Origin of the sequence: Shouchella oshimensis, from assembly GCF_002019765.1 — a bacterium.
Taxonomy (GTDB): Bacteria; Bacillota; Bacilli; order Bacillales; family Bacillaceae_D; genus Shouchella; species Shouchella oshimensis.
In genome coordinates, this window is record NZ_KV917380.1 from 2,652,926 (window position 1) to 2,666,616 (window position 13,691).

Annotated in this window: 24 protein-coding genes; all 24 read right to left on the minus strand. The window is 40.3% G+C overall.

Features of this window, described 5'->3' with window-relative positions; all coding sequences use genetic code 11:
• Positions 1-7: 7 nt before the first annotated feature.
• Positions 8-1,285, minus strand: coding sequence for a PBSX family phage terminase large subunit (locus tag BK583_RS13360; RefSeq protein WP_055736388.1), 1,278 nt, complete (start codon positions 1,283-1,285; stop codon positions 8-10).
• Complete coding sequence (terS, locus tag BK583_RS13365) at positions 1,272-2,072, minus strand: phage terminase small subunit (protein ID WP_055736387.1); 801 nt, start codon at positions 2,070-2,072, stop codon at positions 1,272-1,274. The genes BK583_RS13360 and terS overlap by 14 nt, the downstream gene beginning before the upstream one ends.
• 71 nt (positions 2,073-2,143) lie before the next feature.
• Positions 2,144-2,530, minus strand: coding sequence for a hypothetical protein (locus tag BK583_RS13370; RefSeq protein ID WP_055736386.1), 387 nt, complete (start codon positions 2,528-2,530; stop codon positions 2,144-2,146).
• Between the two features lie 147 nt (positions 2,531-2,677).
• Entirely contained in the window at positions 2,678-3,391 is a 714-nt protein-coding gene (locus tag BK583_RS13375; RefSeq protein ID WP_078440181.1) for a DUF5677 domain-containing protein, read from the minus strand.
• Positions 3,392-3,618: 227 nt separating this feature from the next.
• The gene (locus BK583_RS13380; protein ID WP_055737416.1) at positions 3,619-3,903 is read right to left on the minus strand and encodes a hypothetical protein; all 285 of its coding nucleotides are present in this window, start codon (positions 3,901-3,903) and stop codon (positions 3,619-3,621) included.
• 73 nt (positions 3,904-3,976) lie between these two features.
• Positions 3,977-4,405 (minus strand): cell wall-binding protein YqgA, encoded by a 429-nt coding sequence (yqgA, locus tag BK583_RS13385; protein WP_055737415.1) that lies wholly within the window; start codon positions 4,403-4,405, stop codon positions 3,977-3,979.
• A 258-nt stretch (positions 4,406-4,663) separates the two neighbouring features.
• On the minus strand, positions 4,664-5,146 hold the full coding sequence (locus tag BK583_RS13390; RefSeq protein ID WP_055737414.1) for a sigma factor-like helix-turn-helix DNA-binding protein: 483 nt from the start codon (positions 5,144-5,146) through the stop codon (positions 4,664-4,666).
• A 195-nt stretch (positions 5,147-5,341) separates the two neighbouring features.
• Positions 5,342-5,578 (minus strand): hypothetical protein, encoded by a 237-nt coding sequence (locus BK583_RS13395; RefSeq protein WP_055737413.1) that lies wholly within the window; start codon positions 5,576-5,578, stop codon positions 5,342-5,344.
• Positions 5,571-5,774, minus strand: coding sequence for a hypothetical protein (locus BK583_RS13400; protein ID WP_055737412.1), 204 nt, complete (start codon positions 5,772-5,774; stop codon positions 5,571-5,573). Before BK583_RS13400 ends, BK583_RS13395 begins: the two co-directional genes overlap by 8 nt.
• Entirely contained in the window at positions 5,771-6,205 is a 435-nt protein-coding gene (locus tag BK583_RS13405) for a DUF1064 domain-containing protein (RefSeq protein ID WP_055737411.1), read from the minus strand. Before BK583_RS13405 ends, BK583_RS13400 begins: the two co-directional genes overlap by 4 nt.
• Positions 6,162-6,311 carry a hypothetical protein gene (locus tag BK583_RS20760; protein WP_160319322.1) on the minus strand — a complete coding sequence of 50 codons (150 nt, stop codon included), beginning with the start codon at positions 6,309-6,311 and terminating at the stop codon, positions 6,162-6,164. The genes BK583_RS13405 and BK583_RS20760 overlap by 44 nt, the downstream gene beginning before the upstream one ends.
• 175 nt (positions 6,312-6,486) lie before the next feature.
• Positions 6,487-7,056: a dUTP diphosphatase gene (locus BK583_RS13410; RefSeq protein WP_055737410.1), complete on the minus strand. Its 570-nt coding sequence runs from the start codon at positions 7,054-7,056 to the stop codon at positions 6,487-6,489.
• Positions 7,053-7,304 (minus strand): hypothetical protein, encoded by a 252-nt coding sequence (locus tag BK583_RS13415; RefSeq protein WP_055737409.1) that lies wholly within the window; start codon positions 7,302-7,304, stop codon positions 7,053-7,055. Before BK583_RS13415 ends, BK583_RS13410 begins: the two co-directional genes overlap by 4 nt.
• Positions 7,305-7,324: 20 nt before the next feature.
• The gene (locus BK583_RS13420) at positions 7,325-7,738 is read right to left on the minus strand and encodes a single-stranded DNA-binding protein (RefSeq protein WP_055737408.1); all 414 of its coding nucleotides are present in this window, start codon (positions 7,736-7,738) and stop codon (positions 7,325-7,327) included.
• Between the two features lie 201 nt (positions 7,739-7,939).
• On the minus strand, positions 7,940-8,425 hold the full coding sequence (locus BK583_RS13430; RefSeq protein ID WP_055737406.1) for a sigma-70 family RNA polymerase sigma factor: 486 nt from the start codon (positions 8,423-8,425) through the stop codon (positions 7,940-7,942).
• Complete coding sequence (locus BK583_RS20765; RefSeq protein ID WP_160319321.1) at positions 8,422-8,583, minus strand: DUF6011 domain-containing protein; 162 nt, start codon at positions 8,581-8,583, stop codon at positions 8,422-8,424. The genes BK583_RS13430 and BK583_RS20765 overlap by 4 nt, the downstream gene beginning before the upstream one ends.
• On the minus strand, positions 8,576-8,728 hold the full coding sequence (locus BK583_RS20770; RefSeq protein WP_160319320.1) for a hypothetical protein: 153 nt from the start codon (positions 8,726-8,728) through the stop codon (positions 8,576-8,578). The genes BK583_RS20765 and BK583_RS20770 overlap by 8 nt, the downstream gene beginning before the upstream one ends.
• Positions 8,729-8,739: 11 nt before the next feature.
• Positions 8,740-9,786, minus strand: coding sequence for a hypothetical protein (locus BK583_RS13435; protein WP_236702469.1), 1,047 nt, complete (start codon positions 9,784-9,786; stop codon positions 8,740-8,742).
• A 14-nt stretch (positions 9,787-9,800) separates the two neighbouring features.
• Positions 9,801-10,160, minus strand: coding sequence for an HNH endonuclease (locus BK583_RS21400; RefSeq protein ID WP_055737405.1), 360 nt, complete (start codon positions 10,158-10,160; stop codon positions 9,801-9,803).
• 372 nt (positions 10,161-10,532) lie between these two features.
• Positions 10,533-10,802 (minus strand): hypothetical protein, encoded by a 270-nt coding sequence (locus BK583_RS13445; protein ID WP_055737404.1) that lies wholly within the window; start codon positions 10,800-10,802, stop codon positions 10,533-10,535.
• Between the two features lie 154 nt (positions 10,803-10,956).
• The gene (locus BK583_RS13450) at positions 10,957-11,229 is read right to left on the minus strand and encodes a hypothetical protein (protein WP_078440182.1); all 273 of its coding nucleotides are present in this window, start codon (positions 11,227-11,229) and stop codon (positions 10,957-10,959) included.
• A 3-nt stretch (positions 11,230-11,232) separates the two neighbouring features.
• Positions 11,233-12,069 (minus strand): ATP-binding protein, encoded by an 837-nt coding sequence (locus BK583_RS13455; protein ID WP_236702468.1) that lies wholly within the window; start codon positions 12,067-12,069, stop codon positions 11,233-11,235.
• Complete coding sequence (locus tag BK583_RS13460; RefSeq protein ID WP_055737403.1) at positions 12,002-12,772, minus strand: hypothetical protein; 771 nt, start codon at positions 12,770-12,772, stop codon at positions 12,002-12,004. The genes BK583_RS13455 and BK583_RS13460 overlap by 68 nt, the downstream gene beginning before the upstream one ends.
• Before the next feature lie 117 nt (positions 12,773-12,889).
• Positions 12,890-13,618 (minus strand): phage antirepressor KilAC domain-containing protein, encoded by a 729-nt coding sequence (locus tag BK583_RS13465; protein ID WP_055737402.1) that lies wholly within the window; start codon positions 13,616-13,618, stop codon positions 12,890-12,892.
• Positions 13,619-13,691 lie beyond the last annotated feature (73 nt).

Here is a 13,691-nt window from a genome sequence, read left to right on the forward strand (position 1 = left end):
TCACCTCCTACCAAGGGTTTGTTGAACTTAACCCTGCTTTCTTTGCAAATATAATGGTGTTCACAAAATAACGATCACCGTCCATGTGATGATCGTTTTGTTTGATTGGTTTATCTTCGCCACGTTTAGCCGCTTTCTGATCCCACGTATAGGAGCTGAACTCCTTAAATGTTTCAATGCAACAATCGTTGTAGAGAATGAGCATACGATTCAGCGCGCTTGCTACGTTCTGAATCCCGTTTGCTACATCGTTCTTTGCATCTTGCACCCTAAAGCTATCTCTTTTAAGCTGAGCCTTAAAGCTAGCAGCAGATGGATCGACAATCACAGAGGATATGCGATAACCGCTTGTAAACTCTTTTAGATCACGGCTATACTCAACGTCTGTCTTCTGTTTGCCTTTCTCGCGACCATCGTAGTGATATTCTTTCACCTTATACCACGTGTTCTTTTCCTTGCCCCACAATCCAAATGTCGTAGGGTTCTGCGTTCCGTAGTCAATCGATACATAAAACTGCGAATAGCGCCGTTCCTCTGTAGGTACGACGTGATCATCTTTATTAAACATGTCATAGATAACGCCCTCAGCGAGTACCCATAGACCTAAGATATAGCGCTTATAGAATATGCCCGTGTACATCCGCTTGTATCGCTCTTTAATCGCTTTTGAGAGCGAAAGGTTATCATCCATCGTAAAGTGTAAATGTAGCAGTCTTTTTTCGTGCTTAAGATCAAGAAACTTCGTTTTGAACCAGTGATGCGGTCCAGCAGGGTTGCAGTTATACCACATCTTCGACCCATCCACCGAACAACGCGCGGTTGCTTGGTTAACAAATGATTCAGGCATAAGCGCGACCTCATCAAAGAACATACCCGCAAGGGTAATACCTTGGATTAAGTCCTGACTACTTTCGTCCTTACCACCAAAGATATAGAAGTAATTCGTCTTGCCTCTGAATGAAATGGACAAATAGTTGTCTGCGCGGTGATCCTTAACGCGATAGCCCCTTGACTTGAGCATTCGCTTTAACGGCGTGATAACGTTCCGTCTAAGCGCTCCTATCGTCTTACCGGACATACCTAAGTTTTCCTCATTGAATGTCTCCATTGCCCACATAATGTAGGAGAGAGACATCACAACCGTCTTACCCGCTCGGACTGAACCATCACATATGATGCCATCGTTATCTTTAAAAGGCGATGCTTCATGCCACCAGGTTAATACCTTGAATTGCTTCGTGCTGAACGGCTTAAATTTAAACAGCGCAGGTTTAAGCTTCTTCATCGTTCCACACCTGCTCACTAGCGCCCTTTATCGCATCCATAAAGCCGTCATCTTCGTACTCTTCTTCATCATTAGAGAGGAGACTGACTTCCGCTTTTGTTTTGTTAACGTTAAGCTGCAACTGTTCTAACTTGAGTCTGCGAGTATCATCTTCGTGCGCCATGTCGTTAAACTGTTTAATGGATGAGCGCAATTCTGCTATCGCCCTTGATTGCGCGCTCAAAAAGTTCGCTTGCTTATCCCACGCATATTGATTGTCGTATTGAAGTTCTTCTGCAAAAGCAACCTTTACCAAGTTACCTTCTGAATCAACTTTCAAGCCACCCTTTACTTTCGTGAGCGCTTTTGTAGAATCATTAGCATCATTCACCCACATAATCTTTTGAGAACGCAAAATTGCAGCGTATTGTATTTGTATCTGATCCCATAAGAGATCAACAGGGTTTGCATCTTCAAGCATGCCGATGATCTCCAATGTTTCTTTTGGCATATAACGAGAAAAAAGCCCGTGCTTTAGCGCGGCGCTGTTCCGTTCGGTAAATTGATTTTGTGGGTTAGGGTTGCCACTCCTCTTTTTCTTGGACTGCTTAGATTCCTTAGGGGTTGCATCCCTAATTCGATTGGTTGCAACCTTAGTTGCATCCTCCCCCTTGGTTGCATCCCTTTCCCAACCCTCACGACTCTTCCTACTCTTGAGCGTCCCTAGCTTCGCTCCATGCTTTTCAGCTAATGCTTTTAAGGTGATGGTGGTTGTCTCGTATTCTTCTCTTATCTCTTCCCAGTTCATCTACATACACCCCTGCCCCCTTATATTTAATAATAAAAAAGCTGCCTAGATGGCAGCATGTCCAGTTTTTACTATCTGTTAATTCTTAGATCTTGGACCATTTTAACGTATACACCATGAGCATCTTTATATGATTCATATTGGGTTTGCAACCACGATGAGTTCGTATCTTTCTCTCTAATCAATTCGGTTAGGTTTCTTTCAAAAGATTGGTAAGCCTCAATTAGCTGATCGTATTCACCACGCTCCAGAACATCATTATTTCTATATAATTCAAATATAGCTAAAAATGTTTGATGCGCCATCTGATAAAACCCTAACGATATAACATACCTGTTGTCACCTTCGTAATTTTCCAATGACTTCATGGCATCACTCGAATGTGAATATAGCATGTACGTTAGTTCTTCTAATTTAAAAACTTGTTGCAACCAATCTCTTCTTTCTTCTTCAGTCATGCTATCACCTCCCTTCTTTTTCCATAATAACTCAAAAAAAGAGGAGTGACTCAAAGCTTTTTTAAATTAATTTCAAAATTTTTGCCGTTTTTTTAACAAACAAAAAGAGAACTGCCTCGTAAGGTAGTCTTCTTTTTATGAGTTCGTCTACATATTATTAAATGCACTCGATTCTTTAAATTCATTAAAAACACCATTTACTTTACTTTCTAATTCATCATCGTTAAGATTTGCAGCAACTTCCCCAACAAAAAGCATCGCTAATAAATCGATTCTTTTAAAAACTATTTCACTTTGTTCTAAATCACCTTTTAAATTGAAAATAAACTTTCCATGTTCAAACTCGCCGTAATTTATAAAAGTTGCTGGATTGTAATGTAAGAATGAATTTAATACGGTGTAATTTTTATAATATAAATCCTCTCTTTTCACCTTTTTCGATAAATCCTCAACGTTGTTCAAGAATTTGTATTTATTTGCTAATCTAAAATTGAAATTTGTATTACTTAAAAATTCTTTGCCTTCATCTCCTATTACACTCGCTTTTTTTAGCTTTTTTGCTAAGAGGAATCTAGCCAACTCAGCTATCTGTTCATAACCTTCTTTTACCTTTTCTTTATCCTCTTCTTGCAATACATAACATAAATGAAAATAAGATTCTATGAGATTCCGAAAAAGCGGCAAAGCTTCTACATAGTTAACGTCATTACTTTGATTATTTCTTATTAAACATATTGCATAATATGTCTTCTTGCACCTAGCAAATAGAGTATAAAGATATTTCGACGCAATTGGATCAAAATCATTATACGCATCAGATTCTTCTATAAAACTTATCATTTTTCTAATTGTTCTTTCCAATATTAACCCTCCCTGCCACAAGATTCGACAAAAGAAGGAAGATACCTGCATCTTTCTATCTATTTCTTTATACACCCTGCCCCATATGTACAAAACATTCTCGTCTTCTCCTCTGTCTTGTATATCTTCTGGGCAAATACGCATTTTACGCAATCTTTATTGGGATCAATCTTCTTCATGTTTATTCTCCTTAAGAGCGAATATAAAAAGACGTCCATTAGGACGCCTCATAGCTCAAATTTGAATCGTTCTTTGCTCGCTTTAGCCATGTGAATTAATTCGTTTTTGATGGGATAAAGTTTATAAGTTAATGAGATATCTTCCTCGGCTACTTCATCTAACATCTTGATCACTTTTTCAATATCCAAATGGATCGATTCTCCATTCGCATTACCCAATTCACCTACCGCCTTTTTCGCTTCTCTTACCCTGCGTTCAATGGACTTGATGTTCTTTAACACTTCGCTTGTATCTAAGTTTACTTTGATCGTGACTTCGCTTATTTCAGCCATGCCTATCAGCTCCATTCATAATATAAAAAGCGCATACGGCTATTAAGCTCGTACACGCTTTTTCTAATTTAACTTATCTAGGGTAAGAAAGGTGATTTGATGTGTATTGACCTACATGTCTACCATTTTTTCTGAATTCGACCCACAACGGACCAGCTGTTGGGCGGACATCAATCGTGTGTAACCTCGCTTTTTTTATAGGTGTGCGGAAAGAGAATGATCCAGTTTCGGTCGAACTAACCGCGTTTAAACCATTGTACCGTATATTTGCATTAGCTATATAGCTTAGAGTGCCACAGTTCCCTCTAGATTCAAGATAGAAGTCAACCGAAGTAGCTCTTGTTGAATAACTTAGATAGTCAGTCCATGCTCTTACTTCACATGTACTACCTGCCTGAGGGAGCTTTTTCCACGGATGCATTGCGGCTTCAGCAATATCACTTTTAGCGAAACCCAAAGATAAAAATAACAATAAGGACAGAAATAATACTTTTTTCTTCATTTTCTTAACCTCCTAATAATTATGAAACACAAGATCAATAATAACATAATTATCCATAAAAAACCATATTTTATTATTTTAAATGTGGAGGTTGGTCTTATACATTTTTTTACGTAGAACAATCGGTCGAGGAGGTTGTTTGTCCGCCATACGGTACGTGATATTATAGAGTGCTCCCCTTATCGAAGAGCGCTTTTAACGCATCGAGGTAAGTCCTCTCAACTATAGTTGGCGCATGTATGACACTTGCATGACAAACTACGAAACTTTTTCAAATATTTTTTTCTTGGCACGCTCAACGAACTTTTGTACACTCGCTCTTGTCACTCCGATTTCCTTTGCTATCTCTGCATAAGTCATTCCATAGCTCATATGGAGCACATAACATTGTCTTTCGCGATTACTCAGCAACCACAGGATATCTACCATTGCTCGTTTGTCCTTGTCATCTATCGGTCTTTCACGGCCATTATCTAAATCCATTGACGGGAATAGGTTCATGTCAAGCAACGCTGTTCTCTGATATACAGATTGTCTTTCTACCCCTCTGCGGTTCCCCGGTCTTCTTCCTCTCTTTAGCCATTCAACAGAGTAATTCAAGTCCGATATCATCCCTCCGACAACATCAAACTCGTTCTTTTCTTCTGTATCTCCTTTATCTAAGGCTTGTCTATATACCTCTAGCTCTTTTTTCGTCACTGTACAGTCGTTAACAATGTTGCTTACCCATGTATCGGTCATAATTACCCTCCCTAATTCCCTTGTTTATTCTTTATCTGAAACGCAAAACGTCTTAATTTCGTTGTAACGGTGTTGCTGTGGTGGCAATCGTCACAATAGATCTGCGGTGCTCTTGTAATGTACTGGCTTAAGACGTATTCACTTAGTCTTTTTGGTCGTCCACACTTCTCGCAAAACATTAGTACCTGCAATGGATCAGCTCCCCATATCGTTCTGCCACCTCAATATGCTTTGTAACAGGCTCGCCTCTGTCCGTAGGTTATTCATGGCATCAAGACCAGCCTTATACGTCTCTTTTGCAATGTCACGCTCTAATCTCAAGCTAGCTATTTTCTCGTTCCCTTTAGCTAGTGCGAATATCGTTTTGCTCGAGTTATCTAGCCTTTGCTGCACCTCTCGCATTGAATGGATGACGCTTTGTAAATCACTCATATAAAGCTGCTAAGGTTTTATACCGATCATCCTGCTCCATCCACCAAAGAACATCCCAAGCCTCTAATAAAATTCGGTATGATTCCGGTAATGAAATTGGATTAGTTGATGCATACCCTTCAGCAAGAAGCCTTAACTGTTTAATATAGCGGTTGTCTATTTTTCTTATCGAAAGATCATACTCAAAACTATTCATTTCCTCACCCACCCCTTTTTATTGTTCTTTTGCCAAACAACCAGCTCTCTACCCATCACACTCTCAAACATCTTCTTAACGAGTGGAAAGCGTTCATTTGCGTATCCTTTTACGTCAATTACTTCCTCTTTCCCATCTTTATAAGTCACTTTAAAGTCTGCTGTATACTTCCATGGTTGGCGCATCCTCTTACCTGTACCGCTACACAACGTACATTTGTTCAATCTGAGCGTTTTTTTGTTCTCTACCCTGCCATTACCCTCGCATCTATAACAAGGCACTGAGAAGGCGCTCAGGAGTGTGTATTGCGGTTGTAATTCTATCGCTTTAACGTTCTTATCCGACCTTAGCAAGAGATAAAACTCACCCTCTGCCTTACTATCAAAATCATTTCCGTAATAGCTTGTCTTTTTGCTTTTGATCTTTGCCATTGCTCCGCTCCTCTCTCCCCATTAGAGCAAGAGCAATGGAACAAGATACAATCACTGCTGCTAGCAATATAAATAAACTAATAAGTATCTTTGGTATATAGATCACCTTGCTCGCTCCTCTCCGCACTCTTTACACGTCTGTGTCCATTTGCCTTTATAAACCTTTAGCTTGTATTTACCTGCGCCGCATTTGCATCGCCCATGCCTCATTCTGACCTCCGGCTCAGGAGCAGGACCTTCTCTCTGCTCCCTTACCGCATCAGACCAACGTGGTTTCGGCATTAATAGCCGTTTGCTTGCCGTTCATGGTTGATTTTGTTCTTTTGTAGATAAGCTGCTTCTACTTCTTCCCACGAAAAGCGAAGTGTTGTACCTAGCCCAAAGAAATCTTTCAACAATGCTTCATAAGCATTTCTGTATTTTTGACTTTCATACCCGCCCGCAAAATCCATAGCATCTATGTCGTTAACTCTTGCAAATACGGTTAAAAACTGTTGTCTAGGTATTGAGTGCAACACTTTGAAAGGCATTTCATACTCTATCTGGAACTTATACTTTTCCATTAATGAATTACCGATACTTAACAAAAAGTGCAGACAGTCTACGTATTCTTCAAGAAGTGGATTCCATTCACGCACAGGCATTTCGTATAAGTCTTCAAATTTGTACGTTCTTGGTTCCTGATCCTCGCTCCAGAACTTAAACCCTCTCCACTCGTTGGCGCACTCTCCTAGCTCTACGAGTAACGCTAGGATGCGATCAGCCAGCAAATCTTGACCGTGTAAGCCTTTCTTTTCGATGATTGCTTGGTCTAACTCTGCTTGGATCTTGAATAGCCGCTGTAGGTTCATTCGTCTTCCTCCTCAAATTCAGATAAGAATTGAATCATTTCTATGACTTCGTTTTTACCGTAGGTTTCCGCCCATTCGTACAACTTATCTAGTACTTTATGAGAAGGCGCTTGACCATCATAGAAAGAAATGACTGCGGTATGTTCAGGAATATTACCAACACCATGAACCTCCATATGTGCCTCGCCAGCGCCTAATTCTGTTACCTGCTTTTTCAAAGATTCAATTACCTCGTATTCTTTACTCATTCAACACACCTCTATTTTCCTTAAAATGGTAAATCATCATCAGAGATATCAAGCGAACCGTCATTCGCAAACGGATCGTTGTTGTAGTTACCGCTATTGTTATTCGTGTTATTGCCTCCACCTTGGCTATTGCGCGACTCCAAGAATGTGATTTGTTCTGCCGCTACCTCTGTTTTAAAGTGCCTTTGCCCGTCTTTCTCCCAACTGGATGTTTGAACCCTACCGCTCACGCCAACCAAAGACCCTTTTCTCATGTGATTCGCAACTGATTCTGCTGTCTTCTTAAAACAAATTATCTGTATAAAATCACTTTTCTCTCTGTCGTAAGATCGGGTAACTGCTAGTGTGAATCGACCAACTGCAACCCCTTGTGGTGAGTACCTCAAGTCCACATCTTTAGTTAATCTCCCTGTAAGTGCTACCGAATTAATCATCTATACTCGCTCCTCTTGATTTAGCAACTCATAAAAGCCCGGTGCTTTTAGGTTGTTTATTACGTGCAATTTTTCGTATATCTTAATTTTTATTTCTTGTTCAAGGTCTTCGCGATAGCATGGAGCTGTATTGCAGAGACTATTTATAATTAGCGGTCTGAACTCCCTTAAAATCTCCTCATACTCAAGCTCCATATGTACCTACGCTCCCTTTTTCAACTTCTCTATTGCGCTCTTAATGTTATAAGAGACTCTTTGCTCCGAATATCCCAACAAACGGGCAATTTCTTTGTTTTTTAAGTTTTTAACGAACTTATAAATCAATAGCTGTTTCTGAATGTCTTTTAACGATTGAAAGGTCCTGTGAATTCTTTCATCCGTAAACAATTCGTTTGGTTCAACCTCTGTTTCGACTTCAACCCTACTCGGTAATAAGTTATGATAGTTGACCTCTTCATCATCTATTGACTGCCTAACGACTTTCGATCTTATTCGCTTATCGAAATCAATGGAGTAGCCTTTTATTAGACGCTTGATGTAACTTATCTGCTTCACTCTTAGCGCATATTGCTTGAATGCTTCTTCAAGCGCTCGGATATTCTCTGGTGTTGGATTCTTTTCAGCAACCTCATACAACCGTCTTGCGCTTTTCTTTTCCAAGAAACTCTTAATCAGAGCATTCGTCACTTTTTCATTTCCTTTTCCAAAAGGTCAACTGTTTCTAGCTCTCCTTCTCGTTCTGATCCAACTTTCTTAATGCAAGATGGACCATAACCCATTTCTCTACTTCGCTTATCCTTTAATTCTCTGCCACAACGTCTGCACTCAATATATTGATCAGTCATTGATACCCTCCCAATCGGACAGAGGCTTTCTCACCCTGCCCGGTATTTTGTCTTTCGCTACATTCCGTTCCGTCTCGCCTTCTGCATACACTTGGATGACTAACAACTTTTCCTCGCCTTCACGGTGATAAGCCACCCACCTCATAAGTGCCTCCTCTATACAGGAATTAATTGACCGTATTTCTGTTCGATTTTGTCCAACCACTCACCAATCCATTTGGATAGCTCGCTTTCGTATTGTCTAAAGTAATAGCTGTATTCGGCTGCATAAACCTCTGCGAGCGGACGTCTTGAGTAGTGAAAATAAGGTATCGACTTGATTCGCTTGCCCCCATTTAAAACGACGTTGCGAAGCATCGTGTCAAAGTAACAGGCTTTTAAAAACGATAACGGCTCCTCATGTATGATCTCTGCCCAATCCATGCCAATCTCAGGTTTATCGCAGTTAAAGGGGCAAAAGTAACAACGTGATCGCTTCTCTGGTAACTGGTTGTCTTGCAGGAACTTAATGCTATCCTGTGTTGTTAACCCCTGTTCTACAAGAGGATAAGCTAGGTAGATATATTTAAATTGCGGTGACTGTTGTAAGCTAATGCGATTAATCTCGTCGTATGAAAAACCAATGTCGATTACAAATGCAATGTTGTCTGGCATTTTTTGTTTTGTTGTGCGATTTAACCGCCCTAACACCGCTCTGCGTACAGCTTGCTTTACTGGGACGATCTTAAAGTCCACAGTGCATTGCCTCGGCATAATCCCTGCCTTTACTTCTTGACCATCCTCATTAATCGTGTTGCAATAAACCGGCATCTGAAAGCGCTGATAGTCCGTTAGGATATAACGGTGCAGCATTTCTTCTAGACCGCCCTCCATGCTGTTGTGAGTGGCGATAATAAACGGTGTACGATTGTTAAATTGCTTTTGACGATCCTGCCACCATGCAACTTGCTCATGTATAAATTGCGGTTCCGCTCCCGTATCCGCAAAAACGATAAAGTCGTAATGGATCTTACCTTGCAGGTGATCTTCTAGTAGGTGAGCAGATTGGGTACCTCCACCAAATGACAAGACTCTGTAGATGTTTTGTTTACCGTTATTACGCAAATCATTTATAAGATCGTCTTTTGATTTAAAGACGCCGTTGATATACTTTTTGTGCTGCGTGTAGTCGTTCGGCTGTTCAAATAGTTTAAGTTGATCCATCGGGATCTCCTCTCTCACAGAGCCTTTAGGTCCTCATCATCCATGTAGTAATACGGTCCGTACATAAATTCAAACTCGCTTTGCCAATGCTTTAGCCTCTCTTGACTCAGCTCAGCGTGTATTTGCATGTGACAGGTATTACAGAGCAACAGACCATTTGTAAATACTCCTCGGCCAATTCCGCTGCCTTTTGGCTTAACGTGATGGATGTGCTCTCCTAATCTCCCGCACTCTTGGCAAGTGTTTTGGAAATGCTCTTTAATCTGCTGCCGTATAGTCTCTGAGAACTTCCCTCTGTTCACCCTCTGCCTTGTCCGCCTCTTATGCTTTGGTTTAGCGACTGCCCTCACTGGTTGTTGCGATAGGTCTTGCATCGTTACACCTCCACTATTGATTAATCAATCTGTTTTCGCGCTTCCAGTTCTGCAACTGACGCAATGAACAACCGTTGTGTTTTGCTACCGCAGGATCCGTTAAACCCTTTCGTTTAAGCAACTGGTATTCGTCCACTTTTAGAGTACAAACGACTTTAGGAAGTCTACCTCGTTGTATTTCCAATGAAGAGATTCCTTCATCGATTCGTTTGTTTGCCGTTATTGATAACAGATCATTCCCAATATTCCGAAGTCTGTTGAAGTACTCACAGCCCTCACAATTGGAATGACTCTCCAAATTGTTATATGGACAACTGTTGCAGTGGTTAAATGTGATTTCCGTTTGTTCTCGCAACAGGTCTATTCTTTTCTTCACTGGAAAAACGCTCGCTCTCTCGCTTTTAACTCGCCTCGATCAACTAAGTCAGCCGCTAACACCAGTACCTCTTCCCAACGTCGATTGAAGCGTTTAGCGATGAACATAAGCCCCCTGTTCTCTTTCCAGAGACGTTTAAATTCTGCTTTCTCCCAACTGGACCATAGATAGTTGAACTGGATACCTGCCACATAAGCGCCCTCTTTTAAGCTAATCTTTTGCTCTGCCCACGTTCTATTAGGCAAGTGCTGCTCGTTCTTCTTCACGTAACCTCGCCTCCAATTCAGCTATTTGCCGCATTCGTTTAGGTCGTGTCACATTTTGATAATGCTGATATTTGTAATCTGACTCGCTACAGGTGCAGGGGGTTATTAACCATCCCCCTGGTATGTTTTTACCTACTGTACATTTACACATGGTTTATGCCCCCTCTGCTTTGACTGATAAGGTTGTTTTTATATACTCTCTTGTTTGCTTGATATCTTTTACTAATTGCTCTAACGTTTCGGCATCAGAACTAGCAATCAAGATGTTTAATATCTTTTGGAAGGCTTGCTCTGGCTTACTGTAATAGCCAAGTATTTTATATAGCGGCGCTCCTGATTTCTTGTCGAACTTGCCTGAGTATTCTTTGAGATAATATTGCGTTTCGTCACTTTCTAGGTAAAGGTTTCCTTCAATTTGTACTTTCATGGTTTATGCCTCCAAGTCTTTCGCAAAGTTTATTAAACGCTCTTTCGCAAGCTCTTTTCGATAGCTCGTTGCTTTATTTTCAATCGTGATACACATTTCACTTAGCCGATCCACTGAACGTCCACCGATCTTCTCATGCAGTTCAGATGGCTTGAGGTTGCTTGTGTAGAAGATTGGGCGCTTTTTTCGATAACGGTGGTCTATGATGCCAAAGAACGTTTCTTCTACCCACTCAGTCACCTTTTCAGCCCCTATATCGTCCAAAACTAGCAAGTCGCATGTTACCAATGCCCTTATCACTTCGTCGTATTTAAAGTTGCTCTTATCGCCAAACGTGCTCTTGAGCTTGTCCAACATATCTTTTGTCGTTTGGAAAACAACCGTATGCCCTTTACTGTTTAATTCATTTGCCACTGCTGCAGCTATATGACTTTTACCGTTGCCGTAGCTACCCCAGATTCCTAAAGATGTACCGCCGAACTCTTCAAACTCATTCACGTATTTCCGCGCCGCTTTAAATGGCTTTTCCGTTCCTGATCGATGAATGAAGCTTTCAAACGTTGAGTTGGCGAATTTCTCACCCATCGTCGAGATATTAAACAAACGCTTAGTTGTTTTATCCTGTACAAATCGCTCTCTCTTAATCTCTTCTTCTTTCATTTTTCGAGTCACACATTCGCAAACCGGTTGGACAATCTTTTTTCTGTTCATGATCTCTATTTCAATCTGGCGGATAAACTCCCCGCAATGGGGACATTCAGCCCCGCCGTCTTTAGAGGGAAAGTTCGTCGTATTCTGCTCCATCACTTGGCTTATTGCCCTTGCTGTTGCCTGAATCAACCTTAACGCCTCCTTTTCTAGACCAAGACTTTATTGTGAAGTAGTGGCTTTTGTATCTTCTTCCTGTACTGCCTATATAGTCGTTAAGCCTAATCATTAGTTCTCTTGTTATATCTTTTCCAAGGTCATCAACGAGTTTGTTAAGTTCGGATTCCGTAAGTTTGACGAAGTCAAAATAGAGATTTTTCTTTTCTTCTTCTTTTTGTTCTTCTTTTTCTTCTTCTTCTTTTTCTTCTTCTTGTTGAATTTTTTCCGACGTATCGTGGTACGTATCGTGGAAAGCCTTACTATACGTATCGTAGATGGTTTTTAGCTTCTGATTTTCAATTGAATCACTCACATACTCGATTAACGTTTTATCTTTGACCTGAGAAAGCTCTTTTTTGACGCAATCCTCAACTGGCTTCCCTCCACGATTAAGGTTATATTTCCCCCAGTTTTTTATAGCGATCTCTTTCGTTAGATCGTTGTATTTAATTAACTTGTGATGGTTGATAAAGCGATCAAATAGAGACTTGATACTCTCTGGTGAATAACCAATCTCGAAAGCCGCAACCTTTTTCATAAGCTCATAGATGCCTGTTTGAGTTGTATGTTTGTTTGTAAGCAGATATAGGAAGAACAGCTTGTCCTCTGGTGTAAGTTCCTCAGTCACTTTAGGATCATCCCAAAATTTCGTTTGTACCTTTCTGAATTTAGCCATTTGTAACTCCCCTTAAAAAATAGTTGCTATTTGCTAAAAAGTTGTACTAACAGCAAGCCTTTTATGGTATACTGTTAGTACCTAATATTTGTTCGTGTTATTTCTAAGTCACTGTTCTCAGCAGTGGCTTTTTTGTTTGTCCAAAACTTCTAAAAGCTTAATTTGACCTTTTCCAGTCACCATCGTAGTTAGTGATTGAACATCACCTTCTGTTCGTTGTACTAGCGTAGGAACTGATACGAACCACCCACTATCAACGTATTGTTGCTTAGGATTATTCTTTTCTCTTCCTGTCTTAATCAAATATCCATTATCCCTTAACCACTTAAACATCTTATTACGTCCAAAACTGATACCTTTTTCTTCAAACACCATCTTGCAAAAAGCTCCGACATTCAAGTGGGCATCACTAGTAGAGACAGCCTTTCCAAAAGTCGTATATGGCTTGTCCATTTCAATTTGCAACTGCAAGTTATTTACTCGCTTATCTGCGATTTGCAACGCTCTAGCCATCACTTGTTCAGGGCTATTCCACGCTTTCTCTAATTGCAAGAAATACTTACGGGCTTTCTTGCCTATGTCAGTCCTTTGCAACATTAAAATCTCTTTTGCCATATCTATACGTACCTTATGATCAGAAACTGTATGTTCTCGTCCGTGCGATGTTACTTTTTTTTGAGTAACATCAAAATAATCCACATTTTTAACAAACCCGTAATCTGCCATTCTTGTAAACCAATCAAGATATTTTGTCTTCACTTGCAGAAATTCGTGCAATTCTCTTCCTGATACAAATAAATCTCCAGACTCTTCATCATGAGTAGTGTTTATCAGTAACTCCTGCACAAAATCACTCCTTTTTGTAAATTAATAATTGATTGCAAGCAATAACACTCTCGTCGGTATAGGTTGGCTCTCC